The sequence below is a fragment of the Undibacterium sp. TC9W genome (genome assembly GCF_049339865.1).
Lineage (GTDB): Bacteria > Pseudomonadota > Gammaproteobacteria > Burkholderiales > Burkholderiaceae_D > Undibacterium.
In genome coordinates, this window is record NZ_JBMPPJ010000001.1 from 257,724 (window position 1) to 274,879 (window position 17,156).

The following is a 17,156-nucleotide window of genomic DNA, read 5'->3' on the forward strand; positions in this document are numbered from 1 at the left end:
TGGATCAGGAGTGCTGTTTGATGAATTCGCCGATTTTTGGGCAAATGATATCGCGCCAGCGACGGCCAGAGAAAATGCCGTAATGGCCTGCACCCGGCGCCACATAATCCTGCTTCATATTGGCAGGGATGCCGCTGCATAGGTCATGGGCTGCCTGAGTCTGGCCAGGGCCTGAAATATCATCGAGTTCGCCTTCGACCGTGAACAGGGCAACATTCTTGATATCTTGCGGCCTGACCAGTTTGCCTTCAACTTCCCAGGTGCCGGTTGGAAGGCGGAATTCCTGGAACACGGACTTGATGGTTTCGAGGTAGTACTCGGCTGGCATGTCCAGTACTGCATTGTATTCATTATAGAATTTGCGATGCTGTTCTGCGGACTCATCATCACCCTGTATCAGGTGCTGGTAAAAGTCCCAGTGGCTTTGCGCATGACGGTCAGGATTCATGGCAACAAAGCCGGTGTGCTGCAAGAAGCCTGGATAAACCTTGCGGCCATAGCCTGGATAATTTGCCGGCACGCTGTAGATCACGGTATTTTCAAACCACGAGAATTTCTTTTCCGTCGCCAGGTTGTTGACTTGTGTTGGCGATTTGCGTGGATCTATCGGGCCACCCATGAGCGTCATGGTCTTGGGCAGCAAAGGATCCTTGGCTGTCGCCATCAGGGAAATCGCCGCCAGTACCGGCACAGTTGGTTGGCATACGGAGATGACATGCGTACCTGCACCCAGGAAATGGATGAAATCCTGCACGTAATAAATATAATCATGCAGATGGAAAGGGCCAGCAGACAAAGGCACCATACGCGCATCTGTCCAGTCGGTGATATACACATCATGCTTGGGCAACAAGCCGCGCACGGTATCGCGCAGCAAGGTCGCATGGTGACCAGACAGAGGGGCGACCAGCAATACTTTGGGCTGGTTCAGTTTTGCCAGCTCTTTGTCACTCAAGACTTTTTTGAAGTGCAGCAATTTGCAGAAGGGCTTGATGACAGCCGTGCTTTGGGCAATTTCCACTTCCTGTTTGTCTATGGTGGTAGAGGTAATGCCAAATTCTGGTTTTTCGTAATCTTTGCCCAGGCGGAACAGTAGTTCATAGCCTGCAGCAATGCGTTGCGAATAAGGTGTGTGCGCCAGGGGGGAAACTGGATTGGTGAACAGTTTTGAAGATGCTTCTGCCCATTGAGTCAGGGGATTCAGAAAGGCGCGATTGAGCTCATGAAATTGATAAAGCATAGTGAATCTTTCAAATAGGGGGCCACGCATTCACTCGGTCAAAACAGGATGGCCGGGACCAAATGACACAGGGCGAAACAAGCTTAGAAAAAACACTTAATCAAACTGTTGCGAACTGTTGCAATGCATCATAAACCAGTTTTAAAAATTTTTGGCTGAGCAAAAGACTTGCGCAACTTGTTGGTGTGAATTAATGTTAAATTATTGATTTATATGCAATGATTTCTTGTGGAAATGTTGAAATTTAAGTTATTTTTCAAGAATTCGCTGTTTCGCGCTGTTTCGTTTACTGTCGCGAAACTTAAAACCACCTGATTCGCGTATTTATTCAGGTAAAAGACACAGTTTCAGGCAATGTTCATCCATTGGCAGGTCACTCGCATTAATATTGCGGTATGTGCAGTGTCTGATACAAGGATTATGAATTTGAGCCGGTACTTGAGTGTGGATATGGCTCAGGTTCAATTAGATTTTTCATCGCATCATTTCTTTTCTGAAGAGCCGAGCAGAATGAGTAAAGATAGTTCTCTAGCAGAAATCCACTGGCGTGAGCTTTGTCTCGATGCACTGGACTTGATGCGCGATAACCCGGCAGATGGCCGCAAGGTAGCCGTCGCCATGCGTCTGCAGGATGCCGTTAAAGCCAATCCGACTGCCTTGATCGCTGCGGATCTGATCGATGCTTTTGCTGATTATTTTGATGATCACATGGAGCAGGCAGCCCCCGTATTTGACCGCGCAGCAACGCTGTTTGAATCAGTAGATGAGCATGAGGGCATGGCATTTGCCCTGTTTGGCACTGTTGCAGTATGGCGCCGCCGGGGGCAAGTGCAGGATGCGTATGCCTTATGTCATTCACGCATCGTGCCAGCCTTGCGCATGAAAGTGAGCCGGATTTCTGTGGTGGTCTATAACACCCTGGGCATCCTGTCCCAGGAGCTGGGCTATACCGAAGAAGCCATACGCCATTTCTATACTGCATTGAATGATGCGCGGGCCTTGCAGATACCTAACCGTGTCGCACAAGTGACGGCCAACCTCGGTGAAATTTTTTACGTCAGCGGTAATGCTGAAGATGCCGAAGTCTTGTTGCAGGAGGCAAGAGATATTGCTGTTAATTCCAGTGAGCGCTGGCTGGCACCTTTTGTATCGACCATGCTGGCACTATGCAAAGTATCGCTGGATAAATATGAAGAGGCCTACCAGGCCATCGCCTCGTACATAGGCGGTATCAAGAGTGGTGAGAATGCAGACAATTCCAGCCGGGCATTCTGTCTCTCGGTAGCTGCTTATACGCTGGCCATGCGTGGCCAGGTAGAAGAGGCAGACAAGCTAAGTGAAGCAGCGATGAACCTGCTGGACAGTTTTGAAGACAAACACTTGAAACCCTATAGCTGGTGGGTCAGTGGTCATCTGCACCGCAGCCATAAACGCTACCCGGAAGCCATACGTGATTTGCGCCGTGCGGTAGATGAGGTCGGCGGTAACGGCTACATCTACATGCCTCTGCGGGCAATCAAGGAATTGTCCGAAATATTTACCGAAATGGGGGAGTGGAAAGAGGCTTACAACGAGCAAAAACGTTATCTCGACCTGTTTGCCAAGGCGCAGGGACTGGCAACTCGTGTTCATGTGCAGACACTCCACATCAGGAATGAACTCAAGGAAGCCGAGCTGGCACGCCGCATGGCTGAACGTGCCATGGTGGAACGCCGCCAGCTGGAAGATGAGCTCAAGCGTATGCTGGCCGAGCGCGAAACCATCCTGGAAAACTCCATCGTCGGCATGGTTTTCCTGAATAACCAGGGACGGGTGCAATGGGTCAATACGCCTCTGTGCCAGATTTTCGGTGTTGACCGCGACAATGTCCTTGGTGCTTCGCTCGAGCCTTTTTACGCTTCGCGTGAGGCCTATCTGGAGTCAGGTGCGCAGGTTAATGCATCTGTCCTCAAGGGCGAAGCTTACGAGACTGAATTGAAAATGCGGCGTAGTGATGGCACGCTGTTCTGGGTGCATTTTTCGGGCCGCGCGGTGGATAAAACCAACCTGACCCATGGCACAGTCTGGGTGGTTATGGATATCTCGGCCCGTCGCCAGCTCGAAGAGGATTTGAGCAAGTCCGAGCAGCATTACCGGCAACTTATCAATAACGTGACTGAGGGCATACTGGTTGTGCAGGACGGGCGCATCGTTTTTGCCAATCCGCGCGTGCAGAGCCTGACCGGGTACAAGGCTGACGAGCTGGCGCAGATGTCTTTTATCACCGCCATTTATCCTGACGACAGGCCCATGGTGATTGATCATCATACGCGCCGCCTGCGTGGTGAAGACGTTGAGCAGTATTATCATTTTCGCATAGAAAATAATCAAAGCCGTTCCATCATCTGGGTGGAATTATCTGCTGTCATGATAGATTGGGAAGGCCGCCCGGCCACCCTGTCTTTTGTCTCGGATATCACTCAGAGAAAGCTGCTCGAATCCCAGCTCAAGGAAAGCATGGCTGAACAGATACGTCTGCAAACCCTGCAAATGCAAAATGAATTGAAGGAAGCCGAAATGGCGCGCCGTCATGCAGAAGAGACGACGGAAGCCAAATCCATGTTCCTGGCGAATATGAGCCATGAAATCCGCACGCCCATGAATGCCATCATAGGCATGGCTCACCTGGCGCTAAGGACTGAGCTCAATTCCAAGCAAAAAGATTATGTAGAGAAAATCCACAAGGCGGGTATTTCCTTATTGGGCATCATCAACGATATCCTGGATTTTTCCAAGATAGAAGCAGGCAAGCTCAATATTGAGCAAGTCGATTTCAATCTTGATGATGTGCTCAATAATATTTCTGCAGTGACCACCGACAAGGCCGATGAAAAGGGGTTGGAATTCCTGTTTCGTGCGCCCCCGGACATACCGCGTTACCTCAATGGCGATCCCTTGAGATTGGGGCAGGTTCTGATCAATCTCATTAACAATGCCATCAAGTTTACCGAGAAGGGTGAAATCTATGTGACTTGCCAGACACTGGAAATGGCGGGTGGCAAGGTCAAGCTCAAGTTTGAAGTACGCGATACCGGCATAGGCATGTCGGAAGAGCAGTCAGAAAAACTATTCCGCCCCTTCAGCCAGGCCGATGAATCAACGACACGCAAGTTTGGTGGCACAGGCTTGGGCTTGTCAATTTCCAAGGGCATGGTTGAGTTGATGGGCGGCGAAATTGCCCTGAGCAGCGAAGTGGGGCGCGGCACTTGCGTGTATTTCACGGGCTGGTTCGGTATCGCCCAGCCTGTGGTGCAGCGTCAGGTGATACCTGGTGCCATCAATGGCATGCGTTTGCTTATCGTGGATGACAATCCTGCCGCTGCCGAGATTTTGCAGGAGATACTCTCTGAATTACCGGTCGATATTGATGTGGTAGACAGTGGTGCAGCCGCTTTGCAGGCAGTCAGGGAAAGTAATCGGAGGTATCCCTACGGTGTGATATTCACAGACCTGCGCATGCCGGAAATGGATGGACTGGAGCTCATCACCTACCTCAAGCGCGATGGTTCCCTGCAGCCCACGCCCCTGATGGTATTGGTCAGTGCACATGGCCGTGAAGAAGTCAGCTACCGCGAGGATATTGCCTTGCCTGACGGCTTCCTGACCAAACCAGTCAATGCCTCTACCTTGGTCGATTGCCTGGTTGAGCTGTTTTCCAGCACCAATTACGCTATCCCTGTCAGCCATGGTGTGCTGATGCCAAAATATGCCGATTTGCGCGTATTGCTGGTCGAGGACAATGAAATCAATCAGCAAATCGCCCGTGAACTGATGGAGGCTGCTGGTGTTGCCGTTGATATTGCCGGTAATGGAAAAATCGCGATCGATATGGTGCGCAGGGCTGATCCAGGGTTTTACGGCGTGGTGTTCATGGATGTGCAGATGCCAGAAATGGATGGGCACGAGGCAACCCGCCTGATCCGCGCAGATGCCCGCTTTGATGACCTGCCCATCGTCGCCATGACAGCGCATGCGATGGTAGAAGAGCGTGAGCTCTGCTTTGCCTCTGGCATGAATGCTCACCTCGCCAAGCCTATTAATCCCAAGGAGTTGTATCACGCTATTTCTCACTGGTGCCCGGAGCACGTAACTGGCAGCAATTTTGATAATGTGCAAATGCCGATACAGGATATCAGTAACAGTCTGTTGATTGATGGCATTGATGTCGAGGAGGGGCTGAGCCGTACTCTTGGTAACCGCTCATTTTATATGGAGCTGTTATCGCGGTTCTGCGATGATCAGCGTCATGTCGTCGAGCATATTCGCAAGGCACTGGAGGCAGGTGATAATCTGCTGGCAGAACGGCTGGCTCATACCCTCAAGGGAGTGGCTGGTCTCATAGGCGCTAAAACCATACAGCCCTATGCTTCAGCGCTGGAATTGAAACTGCATGACAATGCCAGTCTGGCAGAATTGACACCGGTACTCGATGAATGCGCGCAAACAATGTTGGCCACCATCAACGCGATAGATCAGGTATTGGCGCTGGAAAAATCCTCAGGTAAGGCGGATGTGAAGGTAGCGGAACTGGTGCCTGTCGATCACGAGCTCATGCAAAATTTACTTGTAAAATGCTGTAACTTGTTGCGCGATTACGATGGCGAAGCAGTTGACTTGCTGTTAGAGTCAGGAGAAATGATCGCCAATGCATTTGGTGTTGATGTGCAAAAACAGATCATGCGAGCGGTCAGGCAATTTGACTATGATGTAGCCCTGAATTTATTGAGCAATAGTGCGAAAAACCTCGGTTATGAAATACTTTGATGCGATGGTATCCAGTTTGATGTATGGCGTTCACGGGAATGAGGGGCAATTACTTCTTATCGGGGTGATGTATGAATGAAGTATTCGATCAAAATGCCAAGCAGGTAGTCCTGATCGTTGATGACACTCCTGACAATATCTCGCTCTTGTCGGGTTTGCTGAAAGACCAGTACAAGATCAAGATCGCCACCAATGGTCTGAAAGCCTTGCAAATTGCTTCCAGCCTGCCTGGCCCGGATCTGATACTGCTGGATGTCATGATGCCTGAGATGGATGGCTATGAAACCTGCCGCCGCCTCAAGGCCGATCCTGCCACGGCGGATATTCCCATTATTTTTCTGACCGCGAAAAGCCAGGTACAGGATGAAGAAATGGGCTTGCGTCTGGGAGCAGTGGATTACATCAGCAAACCTATCAGTCCGCCTATCGTGCTGGCAAGAGTGGCTACGCAATTAAATCTCGTCAGGGCGCGCCATTTATTGCAAGACCAGAACAAGCACCTGGAAAGTCTGGTGCAGGACAGAACCCGCAAGCTGGGCAAGATGCAGGACGCCATCATCATGGCCATGGCATCGCTGGCCGAGACCCGTGATAATGAAACAGGTAACCACATTCGCCGTACCCAGAATTATGTCGCTGCACTGGCACGCAAACTCAAAAGCCATGCGCGTTTCAGTAATGAACTGACAGACGAAAACATCGATTTGCTCTATAAGTCCGCTCCTTTGCACGACATCGGCAAAGTCGGTATTCCCGATAACATTTTGCTCAAACCTGACAAGCTGACTTCTGAAGAATTTGAAGTCATGAAACTGCACACCGTTTACGGGCGTGAAACCATACTGTCAGTAGAAAAATATCTGGGTGAGAGTAATGAATTTTTGCGCTTCGCCCGTGAGATTACCTATTCGCATCAAGAGAAGTGGGATGGCTCAGGTTATCCGGAAAATTTGATGGGTGATGCTATCCCCCTGTCTGCGCGTCTGATGGCCGTGGCTGACGTGTATGATGCCCTGATCTCGCGTCGTGTCTATAAGCCCGCATTTTCGCATGAAGAAGCGATCAGCATTATGCGCAAGGGGCATGGAACGCATTTTGATCCGGATATACTGGATGCTTTCCTGCAGATTACAGATGAATTCAGGCAGATCGCCAATCAATTCAAAGAATCGGACTCTCACGTGCCAGCAAATTGATAGTCTGATTTCAGGCAAAAAAAGCGCAAAGAAATCTTTGCGCTTTTTTTGTCATGGCTTTCGCGATTAATCGAAAACCGGTGTTTCAACGCCCAGGATTTTGTGCAGTTTTGGCGATGTCGTGGTGTATTGCATGTGGATTTTCTTGTCAGGGAAAATATACGGTGCAGCACCAAACGCAGCCAGTGCAGCTTCATGGAAGCCGGACAGGATGAGTTTTTTCTTGCCAGGGTAGGTGTTGATATCACCTACGGCAAAAATACCGGGAACATTCGTCTCAAACTTCTCAGTATTAACGACTTTCAATTGCTTGCGTTCTATGTCCAGACCCCATTCGGCGATAGGACCGAGTTTTGGTGACAGGCCAAAGAAGACCAGCAGGGTGTCCAGCGGCATGCGGCGGGTAACACCATCAGCACCGGTGACCTTGATTTCAGACAATACATCATCTTTGGTCTCTATACCTGTTACCTGGCCGATAGTGAGTTGCATCTCATAGTTGTCGCAAAGCTCTTTCATCTTGGCGACTGAGGCAGGCGCAGCGCGGAAATCTTCGCGACGGTGCAACAGTACGACAGATTCAGCCTTGCCCACGAGGTTCAAAGCCCAGTCCAGCGCAGAGTCGCCGCCGCCGCAGATCACCAGGTTTTTGCCGTGGAACTGGCTAGGGTCTTTGACGCGGTAGAACACTTGCGAGCCTTCGAATGCTTCTATGCCTTCGACTTTCAACGTACGTGGCTGAAAGGAGCCAACACCGGCAGCGATGAAAATGGTTTTGGTGATGAAGCGTGTGCCTGTCGATGTTTCCAGGTCAAAGCGGCCATCTTCACGGCGCTCGACCAGGGTCACTTCCTGACCCAGATGGAAGGTCGGTTCGAACGGCTCTATTTGCTTCAACAGATTGTCTGTTAATTCCTGGCCTGTGCAGACTGGCACAGCAGGGATGTCATAGATAGGTTTGTCTGGGTACAGTTCTACGCATTGGCCGCCGACAACTGCCAGTGAGTCAATAACGTGTGCTTTGATTTCGAGTAAGCCGAGTTCGAATACCTGGAACAGGCCAACTGGGCCCGCACCGATGATGACGGCATCTGCTTCAATGGCGGCGTTGGCCGCGGTAGTTTGTTTATTTTCCATACGACGAGATGATTCCTGATATTGCGGATTTGTTTGAGCCGATTAAGCAAAGCCCATATTGCTGTCCCAGATACTTATTTTTCCAGATATTGCAATTTGTCTTTGACGTCTTTCCAGTCGTCAGCGTCTGGCAAAGGAGCAACTGTCTTGGTAATCGACGGCCATTTGCGGGTCAGGTCGGCATTGATCTTGATAAACTGCTGCTGATCTGCTGGCACATCTTCTTCAGCAAAAATGGCGTTAGCCGGGCACTCTGCAACGCACACGGCGCAATCGATGCATTCGTCTGGATCAATGATCAGGAAATTCGGGCCAGCACGGAAGCAGTCCACCGGGCACACATCCACGCAATCGGTATAGCGGCAGCGGATGCAGGATTCGGTCACAACGTGGGTCATAACAGTCCAATCTAAACTAAAAATTCGGGATTTAGGCGCAGCCTAGGCGCAAAAATAGGCTCAGGGCTGCAAAGCCTTGTATTTTAAGGCAATTTAGCAGTTCTCACAAATCAGGCTTATATAGTTTGCGCATAAGCAAATACAGGCGAATCAAGGCGCTTTGCTCCTGAAGGCTGCCTGAAGTGAATAATTGTAAGCCACTTGTCAATGAACTGGCTTGATTTGCATCACTTGCATGAATTTTCTTGCAGCAATGATAGTCGGGATGAAAGTTGTTGAACTGCTATAAGGCCGTCGGAAAATTCGGCACAGAAACGGTATTATGCAGTATCCGCCCTGTCCATCATCAGATGGCTGGGCATTTCAAGCATTTGCTAATTTAGATATCATTTTAATTAAGGCCAGACATGAAGCCTGCAATCCTGGTTACACGCGCCATTTTTCCTGAAGTCCTGACTAAACTCGAACAGTATTTTGAAGTCGAGTCGAATCAGGACGATATTATTTTTGCACCCACAGAACTCGCTGCCAGACTCAAGGGTAAGGCCGGTACTCTGGCGACAGCCAGTGCCAGAATCAATGCCGAGCTGTTGCAGCAAGTGCCGGGCTTGAAAATGATCGCCAGCATGGCAGTTGGCTATGACAATATTGATGTTTCGGCATGTACAGCACACGGCGTCATGGCCAGCAACACGCCAGAGGTCTTGAATGAAACCACGGCCGATTTTGGCTGGGCCTTGCTGATGGCAACAGCCAGGAGGGTGACAGAGTCTGAGCATTGGCTGCGTGCAGGTCACTGGACCAAATGGCGCTATGACTCTTTCCTCGGGGCAGATGTGCATGGTGCCACTCTGGGTATCATCGGCATGGGCAGGATAGGGCAGGCCATAGCGCGGCGTTCTACAGGCTTTGATATGAAGGTTGTGTACCACAACCGTTCACGCATCAGTGCCGAGCAGGAAGCCTACGCAAATAATGCACAATACGTCAGCAAAGAAGAATTACTGCAGCAAGCTGACCATGTCGTGCTGGTACTGCCTTACTCAGCCGCCTCGCATCACACCATAGGCGCGACAGAATTGAAGATGATGAAGCCGGGTGCAACCCTGGTGAATCTGGCGCGTGGCGGTATTGTCGATGACCAGGCGCTGATTGCGGTCTTGCGTGAAAAGCGGATTGCAGCGGCAGGCCTGGATGTGTTTGAGAATGAGCCCAAATTCCATCCAGACTTTTTAAGTTTGAGCAATGTCGTACTGACGCCGCATATCGCCAGTGCCTCAGAAGCAACCCGGCGGGCAATGGCAAATCGTGCGGCAGATAACCTGATTGCCGGTCTGACTGAGGGCAAGCCGAGGGATTGGCTCAACCCTCCAGCTTAAGATGGCAACTTAATGGTGGTGACTTAATGAAGGCGACTTAATCCTTGAGCGAAGTGATCAGATCTACATATTGCTGCATTGCTGCTTCCTGTGTTGTGCCTTTCAGGCCAGCCCAGGCATCAAACTTGGCGCGGCCGACAAAGTCGGTCATGCCAGGACGGTCACCCGTGGCATCACCAGCACTGCCTTGTTTGAACAGGCCATAAATCTTGAGCAAAGTCATATTGTCCGGACGCTCGGACAGGTTTTTGGAATCGGCTTGTGCCTGGGTGAATTGTTCTTGCAAGCTCATGACGGTCTCCAGCATGTTATTAAGAAGCGCAAAAATAGCATGAAGACATGCAGGCAGGGCAGTTTTGCGCTAGAGGTTTCCCTCCAGCGCAAGATTGCAATTAGTGCAGGGTGGTAGGCTCAGCGCCGCAGCAGACTTTGTATTTTTTACCGCTGCCGCAAGGACAAGGGTCATTTCTGCCTACCTTGGGCGTTTCACGCTTGACGGTAGTGACGCCAGATTTGCGTAAAGGTGCCCAAAAACGGCGTATGGCAGGGATGGAGGCTTCCAGGGTCAGTGCCAGCTCATGGCATTTTTCTGGCGTATCGACGAATTTCAGTTCATCTTCTTCTATTTCTTCTGCACCCAGCAGGTAAATCGGTTGCAGCAATGGGCCGATTTCTTCCGATTCCCAGGCGGCTTCCCAGGCTTCTTCGCGCAATTGCATGCCTTCCCAAAAGCCCCAGGCCCAGGTTTCGCCATCGATTAATTCCTTGCCATTTTGCTCCATGACGCAAAACAGGGGCTCATATTCTTGTGGTGCGACTTCAAAGGTAATCTGTATTTCATTCATGAAGCGAGCCACCAGACCTGTCACGCGCTGCATTTCCTTGTCGTTCTTGAACTTGGGTTCGCCCTGGTCAGGCAAGCCCCATACCAGTGGCAACCATTCAGCCATAGGGATGATTTCTGGCCCCAGGGCAATGGCTGTCAGGTAGCCGTGCAGGGCATCCATGGTCATGCCATCGTCGCCGACTTTGTCCGACATCAGAAATTTGTCGAGTTCATTGAATTCTTTGTCGCTTAGTGGTTCGTCGAGATGCATGGTGTGACTCTTGAAAAAGATAAGTATGAAAATACCGGAAGTTTAGCGCTTTGTGTGCTGGCTGTGCAGGAGTTTTATAGTCGAACCTGCTGACAGCCACGTACAATAGCGGGATGACAGATTTTACTCCACCAGATTCCTTCGCCGGGCTGACACCCGAATTCGTCCTCGATGCTGTGGAAAGCAGTGGCTTGCGCAGCGATGGCCGCATGTTGGCCTTGAACAGCTATGAAAACCGTGTTTACCAGATAGGCATAGAAGATGCACCTCCGGTGATTGCCAAGTTTTACCGGCCCTTGCGCTGGTCGGATGAGGCCATACAGGAAGAGCATGATTTCGTGCGCGAATTACAGGGGCAGGAGATTCCTGTGTTGGCCGCTTTGCAAACTGAGGATGGTAATAGCCTGCGACATTATCAGGGCTTCCGATTTTCCCTGTTCAAGCGTCAGAGTGGCCGTGCGCCTGAAACCGGTGATCCCGCCACGCTGGAATGGCTGGGACGTTTCATAGGCCGCATACATGCGGTCGGTGCTATTGCCAGCTATACGAGCAGGCCAGCGCTTGACCTGCACAGTTTTGGCGTCATGCCCCGTACCTGGTTGCTGGAACATGATTTCATCCCGCGTGATTTGCTCGCTGCTTATACCAGTGTCAGCCAGCAGGCCCTGGATGGCATCCGGGCTTGCTATGACAGGGCAAGTGAAGTGCAGCAACTGCGCCTGCATGGTGATTGCCATCTGGGGAATGTTTTGTGGCTGGAATCGGGACCTGAGGCTGGTCCGCATTTCGTCGATTTTGATGACAGCCGCATGGGGCCAGGCATACAGGATTTATGGATGCTGCTATCTGGCGATCGTAGCGATATGCAAAGCCAGTTGACCGACATTCTGGTAGGTTACGAAGATTTTTTTGAGTTTGAGCCGCGCCAGCTGTATCTGATTGAAGCCTTGCGAACCCTGAGGCTGATCCATTATTCCGCCTGGCTGGCGCAACGCTGGACTGACCCGGCTTTTCCTGCGGCCTTTCCCTGGTTTAATAGCCAGCGTTACTGGCAAGACCGCATACTTGAACTGCGGGAGCAGGTTGCTCTGATGGATGAGGCACCATTGTGGCAAATTTGATACTTTTTTGCTATGTTTTGATCAAATAGCGAATAAGTCCACCCATGTTGTAAAATCCCGGCAATTTTTAAACTATGATGGAAATGCGCCATGACTCAAGATGAATTGAAACTTGCCGTTGCCCGGGCGGCAATTGCTTATGTAGTAGAAGGTGAAATTGTTGGCGTAGGCACGGGTTCTACGGCCAATTTTTTTATCGATGAGCTGGGCAAGGTCAAGCACAAAATCAAGGCCGCAGTTGCGTCTTCAGAGGTGACCGCAGCGCGTCTGCGTTCGCATGGCATTACCGTGCTGGATTTGAATGAAGTGACGTCCATGCCAGTGTATATCGATGGGGCAGATGAAATAACGCCGCAAGGGGCGATGATCAAGGGGGGCGGTGCGGCATTGACGCGCGAAAAGATCGTTGCATCCGTTGCTGAAAAATTTATCTGTATCGCCGATGGTTCCAAGCTGGTAGATGTGCTGGGCAAGTTTCCTTTGCCGGTAGAGGTTATTCCCATGTCGCATGCGGTGGTTGCGCGCAAGCTCAATGCACTGGGTGGTGAGGCGCGTTTGCGTATCAAGGATGGGCAGCCATTGCTGACGGATAACGGCAACATGATTTTGGATGTCTATGGTTTGCAAATCCAGGACCCCGTGGCCATGGAAGCAGAGATCAACAATATCGTGGGTGTGGTGACGGTAGGTTTGTTCGCGCGTCAGGGGGCAAATGTTTGTCTGCTGGGGACTGGCGAAGGTGTCAGGACATTGCAATTCTGACCGTAGTAAGGAAGGATTTCGGGCTGCTGTAAATCTGTGCAAATGCAGATGAATGAGAAGTCATACGTTGTTCAATTTTATGAGGAGATGAGACAAATGAATACAAGCATGAATACCTATAAAAAAGCATCCAAATCCCTGAGCTTTCTTGCTGCGTTGACGACGGCCTTGCTGGTGACAGCCTGCGCCTCGCAGTCTCCAACTGCGAGCCAGCCTCCCATTAGCGTTGCGATGACACAGTCCATGCAAAGCAAGATCAGCCCTGACTCTGCCATCGCAATGTTAAAAGAAGGTAACCAGCGCTTTGTGTCGGGCAATATGCTTAAACGCGATTTGCCGGGCCAGGTGAAAACCAGTGGCAGGGATGGGCAATTTCCCTTCGCCAGCATAGTCAGTTGTATAGATTCACGCTCTGAGCCAGCGCTGGTGTTTGATCAGGGTATAGGTGACTTGTTTACCGCCCGGGTGGCTGGAAATGTCGTCAATGAAGACATACTTGGCAGCCTGGAATATGCCGCCAAGGTGGCAGGTTCCAAAACCATCGTTATTCTTGGCCATTCGCATTGCGGTGCCGTCAAGGGGGCCTGTGATAATGCCAATCTGGGGAATCTGACGCAACTGGTGGCCAAGATCATGCCAGCCGTCAAAGCTACGCCAGACACTCACGGTAGCGACCGTACTTCAGCAAATCATCATTTTGTTGATGCCGTGGCAGAGATGAATGTCAAGATGACGGTTAAGGCAGTCACAGAAAAGAGTGTTGTACTGAAAGAAATGGCTGACAAGGGTCAGATCAAGATCATTGGCGCGATGCTGGATGTTGAAACTGGCAAGATAGAGTTTTATTGAAACAGTTCAGGCAGAAACAAGAAAGCCCGCTTTAGCGGGCTTTCTTGTTTGTGTGCAGCTAATCTACGTGCAAAATATTGCGCAGTGCTTATTCTGTTGGCGGAACATAGCCGGTAGCAGCATCTGCACCATCGCCGAAGAAATGTTTTTCCATCTGGGTAGCCAGATACTTGCGCGCGCGCGTATCAGCCAGATTCAGGCGGTTCTCATTGACCAGCATGGTCTGGTGCTTCAGCCAGGCGGCCCAGGCTTCTTTGGAAACACTTTCGTAAATTCGCTTGCCCAATTCACCTGGATACGGTGGAAGGTCCAGGCCTTCGGCTTCTTTGTCTAATTTAATGCAGTGGACCGTACGGGCCATGTTGGTACTCCTTAATATGAATCTTGGTCAATCTTGAAAACAATGTGAATTATACGGTCAATGCTCTAGAGTTGCTTGATCAAAACCAGGGACTTGCGTTGCCAGTTATACATTTTTTGTCTGTCTTTTGGTAAATCATCGACTGATGCACTGACAAAACCACGCTTCAGGAACCAGTGTGCCGTGCGCGTCGTTAATACAAACAGGCTGTGGAAACCAGCGCGGCGCGCACGTTTTTCCATATGCTTGAGTATGCGTTCGCCATCGCCCTGGCTTTGTACATCCGGGTTGACCGTCAGGCAAGCCATCTCGGCCATTTTTTCGAACGGGAAGGGGTACAGGGCCGCGCAACCGAAGATGACACCATCATGCTCAATGACTGAGAAGTAATTGATTTCCCTTTCTATCAGCTCGCGACCACGCTTGACCAGGGTACCATCGGCTTCCAGCGGTTCTATCAACTTGATGATGCCGCCTACGTCTTCAATGGTGGCTTCACGCAGGCTTTCCAGGTTCTCTGACGACACCATGGTGCCCACACCATCATGGGTAAATAATTCCAGTAGGGCAGAGCCGTCCATCTTGTAAGGGACGATATGGATACGTGGTACACCACCGCGCGAGGCCTTGATGGCATGTTCCAGGTAAAACGCTGAGTCCAGCGGCAAGTAAGCGGCTTTTAATTCCAGCTCTGCTTGCATGAAAGACAATTCACGGATTTCATCATTGTCCTGATCCACCATCATCGGTGTTTCAGAAATAAAAATCAGTTTGTCCGCACGCAAGGCAGTGGCAGCAGAAACGGCCACGTCTTCCATGGTCAGGTTGAAAGCTTCGCCAGTCGGGGAGAAACCCAGCGGGCCCAGCAGTACCAGGTTGCCTGCATCAAGAATGCGGTGGATGGTGTCATATGCCACTTTACGGGCGATACCCGTGAGCTGGAAATCAACCCCTCCAACAATACCGATAGGTTTGGCCGTAACAAAATTGCCAGAAATGATGCGGATGGCGGAATGCGCCATCGGTGTATTTGGCAAGCCCTGGCTGAATGCGGCTTCTATATCTAGACGCAATTCACCGGCAGCTTCTTTCGAGCATTCCAGTGCAGCTGTATCGGTAATGCGTATGCCATTATGAAATTTGCCTTCAACATTACGCAAGGCCAGTTGCTCGGCTACCTGTGGTCGCGAGCCATGGACAATGACAACTTTAATGCCAAGTGCATGCAAAAGTGATAAATCTTGCGCCAGAACCGGCAGCGCACCTGCCATAACCAGTTCACCGGGAAAGGCGACGACAAAGGTCTTTCCACGGAAGGCATGAATATAGGGCGCGACTGAGCGCAACCATTGAACGAATTGAAAGGGATTTTCCATTCGCCAATTATAATCTGAGACGCAAAAATGCATGAGGCAACAACGTGGTCGAATTTCCACATTGTTGACATCGTAGTCAGGAGATAGGGGTGAATACCCCTCATATTACCCCTCATCATAGGTCCTGAACCGTCTGAAACCATCCCAAATCAATTTCAAATCAATTCAAATAGCGCGCAATGCCCTTAATTGTGCGAGTACGTTGCCTTGATTTTCTCCAGTTTGCTGGCATACAGGTTTTGCGCCTTGCGCGTTGTGCTATTGGCCTTGGCCAGTGTCAGTTCATCGACAGCATCCCGGGTTTCGCCCAGTCTTAAATGTGCCAGTGCCAGCCATAAATGGAATTCATCATAATTCGGGTCGCGCCTGAGTTCGCGTTTGAACAGGTTTTTTGCTTCGGCATAGTCGCCGCGTTCCATGGCAGCCAGCCCTCGGTTAAAGAAATGGAAAGGTGGGTAAGGTTGCAAGCTTTCCAGGCGGCTCATGTATATTTGCGCTTCAGCCCGGCGCTCGCTCTTGCGTAACACTTCCACCAGATTGCTGAGTGCCATGACGTTCTCAGCCTCTTTGCCCAGAATTTGCCTGAACACATTTTCAGCCAGCGCCAGGTCACCATGCTGCCTGTAAACCACGCCCAGGGTATTGTAAGCCGCAGTAAAATCCGGATCACTCATCAGGGCAGAGCGGGCGAACCAGTAGGCATCGTCCAGCTGTTGCAAAGCCAGAGATTCGGCTGCGCGGTTATTGAAATACATGGCGATGACGGTTTCTTCCTTGATCATTTCCGAGCGCTGACCACGAAGATCTTTTGGTGGCAGGAAATCGATCACCATGGATTGCGAATACTCCTGAGTGAAGCCCTTGAATGCAGATTTGTGGCCCAGTACGATATTGACATGTCCTGCAGCAAAATAGATATCATTATTGCGGCTCCATGACTCATCGACGAGGACGTTTTGATATTGCACATCCATCCCCAGTTCTTTTGCCAGTGCTGCAGTCATCAGGACCAGTGACAGGCAATTGCCCGATCGCGCCTTGAATGCCTGTGCTGCATTGCGTGTAATTTCGGCATCATATTCCAGCCTGATCTGGCCTTTACTGGATAGAGCATCAAACAGGGCCTTCTGCGGGGATTTGAGTCTTAATTGCGAGTTGATATCATTCTTGATGTAAGAACGCATTTCATCGCTGAGCGCCATGACATCATCAGTGCTGATGGTTTTAGCGGGAGGTGTAAAACCTGCGTCATGAAATTGCAGGTGGCTGATTCTCTGGCTCGGTTGGCTGGCGCAGGCCGTAAGCAAAATACTGATCAGCAATGTGATCCAGGTTTTCATTTTTTGTCTCCCCGTGTAACCAGGTTTTGAAGCTCGCATGCCTCGGTATAGTTTGACTGCTTGCTTGGCCTCTGGTTCATTATAGGATAAATAAAGA

Annotated in this window: 14 protein-coding genes; 6 read left to right on the plus strand and 8 right to left on the minus strand. The window is 50.5% G+C overall.

Going from position 1 to position 17,156, the window contains the following annotated elements:
* Positions 1-4 precede the first annotated feature (4 nt).
* Positions 5-1,240 (minus strand): polyhydroxyalkanoate depolymerase, encoded by a 1,236-nt coding sequence (locus tag ACO0LN_RS01215; protein ID WP_422970582.1) that lies wholly within the window; start codon positions 1,238-1,240, stop codon positions 5-7.
* Positions 1,241-1,750: 510 nt separating this feature from the next.
* Here ACO0LN_RS01215 and ACO0LN_RS01220 point away from each other — a divergent pair.
* Together ACO0LN_RS01220 and ACO0LN_RS01225 are read left to right on the plus strand one after the other, a co-directional pair.
* Positions 1,751-6,043 carry a response regulator gene (locus ACO0LN_RS01220; RefSeq protein WP_422970583.1) on the plus strand — a complete coding sequence of 1,431 codons (4,293 nt, stop codon included), beginning with the start codon at positions 1,751-1,753 and terminating at the stop codon, positions 6,041-6,043.
* Positions 6,044-6,114: 71 nt separating this feature from the next.
* Positions 6,115-7,239, plus strand: coding sequence for a response regulator (locus ACO0LN_RS01225; protein WP_422970584.1), 1,125 nt, complete (start codon positions 6,115-6,117; stop codon positions 7,237-7,239).
* A 66-nt stretch (positions 7,240-7,305) separates the two neighbouring features.
* On the opposite strand, the gene ACO0LN_RS01230 is transcribed toward ACO0LN_RS01225, so the two are convergent.
* Positions 7,306-8,376, minus strand: coding sequence for an NAD(P)/FAD-dependent oxidoreductase (locus ACO0LN_RS01230; protein WP_422970585.1), 1,071 nt, complete (start codon positions 8,374-8,376; stop codon positions 7,306-7,308).
* A 74-nt stretch (positions 8,377-8,450) separates the two neighbouring features.
* Positions 8,451-8,774 carry a ferredoxin FdxA gene (gene fdxA, locus ACO0LN_RS01235; protein WP_162041671.1) on the minus strand — a complete coding sequence of 108 codons (324 nt, stop codon included), beginning with the start codon at positions 8,772-8,774 and terminating at the stop codon, positions 8,451-8,453.
* A gap of 407 nt (positions 8,775-9,181) precedes the next feature.
* Here fdxA and ACO0LN_RS01240 point away from each other — a divergent pair, with 407 nt between their 5' ends.
* Entirely contained in the window at positions 9,182-10,153 is a 972-nt protein-coding gene (locus ACO0LN_RS01240) for a 2-hydroxyacid dehydrogenase (protein ID WP_422970586.1), read from the plus strand.
* Positions 10,154-10,190: 37 nt separating this feature from the next.
* Here ACO0LN_RS01240 and ACO0LN_RS01245 read toward each other — a convergent pair whose 3' ends face one another.
* On the minus strand, positions 10,191-10,445 hold the full coding sequence (locus ACO0LN_RS01245) for an acyl-CoA-binding protein (RefSeq protein ID WP_422970587.1): 255 nt from the start codon (positions 10,443-10,445) through the stop codon (positions 10,191-10,193).
* Positions 10,446-10,545: 100 nt separating this feature from the next.
* A complete protein-coding gene (locus ACO0LN_RS01250) occupies positions 10,546-11,250 on the minus strand; it encodes a UPF0149 family protein (RefSeq protein ID WP_422970588.1) in 705 nt (234 codons plus the stop codon).
* A 113-nt stretch (positions 11,251-11,363) separates the two neighbouring features.
* Between ACO0LN_RS01250 and ACO0LN_RS01255 the strand changes: the two genes are divergently transcribed.
* The 3 genes from ACO0LN_RS01255 to ACO0LN_RS01265 all read left to right on the plus strand — a co-directional run bounded on the left by ACO0LN_RS01255 (position 11,364) and on the right by ACO0LN_RS01265 (position 13,982).
* Complete coding sequence (locus ACO0LN_RS01255) at positions 11,364-12,371, plus strand: serine/threonine protein kinase (protein WP_422970589.1); 1,008 nt, start codon at positions 11,364-11,366, stop codon at positions 12,369-12,371.
* Between the two features lie 90 nt (positions 12,372-12,461).
* Positions 12,462-13,133, plus strand: coding sequence for a ribose-5-phosphate isomerase RpiA (rpiA, locus tag ACO0LN_RS01260; protein ID WP_422970590.1), 672 nt, complete (start codon positions 12,462-12,464; stop codon positions 13,131-13,133).
* Between the two features lie 96 nt (positions 13,134-13,229).
* Positions 13,230-13,982, plus strand: coding sequence for a carbonic anhydrase family protein (locus ACO0LN_RS01265; protein WP_422970591.1), 753 nt, complete (start codon positions 13,230-13,232; stop codon positions 13,980-13,982).
* Positions 13,983-14,070: 88 nt separating this feature from the next.
* On the opposite strand, the gene ACO0LN_RS01270 is transcribed toward ACO0LN_RS01265, so the two are convergent.
* The 3 genes from ACO0LN_RS01270 to ACO0LN_RS01280 form a co-directional block, all read right to left on the minus strand.
* Positions 14,071-14,343: an oxidative damage protection protein gene (locus ACO0LN_RS01270; protein ID WP_422970592.1), complete on the minus strand. Its 273-nt coding sequence runs from the start codon at positions 14,341-14,343 to the stop codon at positions 14,071-14,073.
* A gap of 65 nt (positions 14,344-14,408) precedes the next feature.
* On the minus strand, positions 14,409-15,719 hold the full coding sequence (argA, locus tag ACO0LN_RS01275) for an amino-acid N-acetyltransferase (protein WP_422970593.1): 1,311 nt from the start codon (positions 15,717-15,719) through the stop codon (positions 14,409-14,411).
* Between the two features lie 185 nt (positions 15,720-15,904).
* Positions 15,905-17,059, minus strand: coding sequence for a tetratricopeptide repeat protein (locus ACO0LN_RS01280; RefSeq protein WP_422970594.1), 1,155 nt, complete (start codon positions 17,057-17,059; stop codon positions 15,905-15,907).
* Positions 17,060-17,156: the final 97 nt, after the last annotated feature.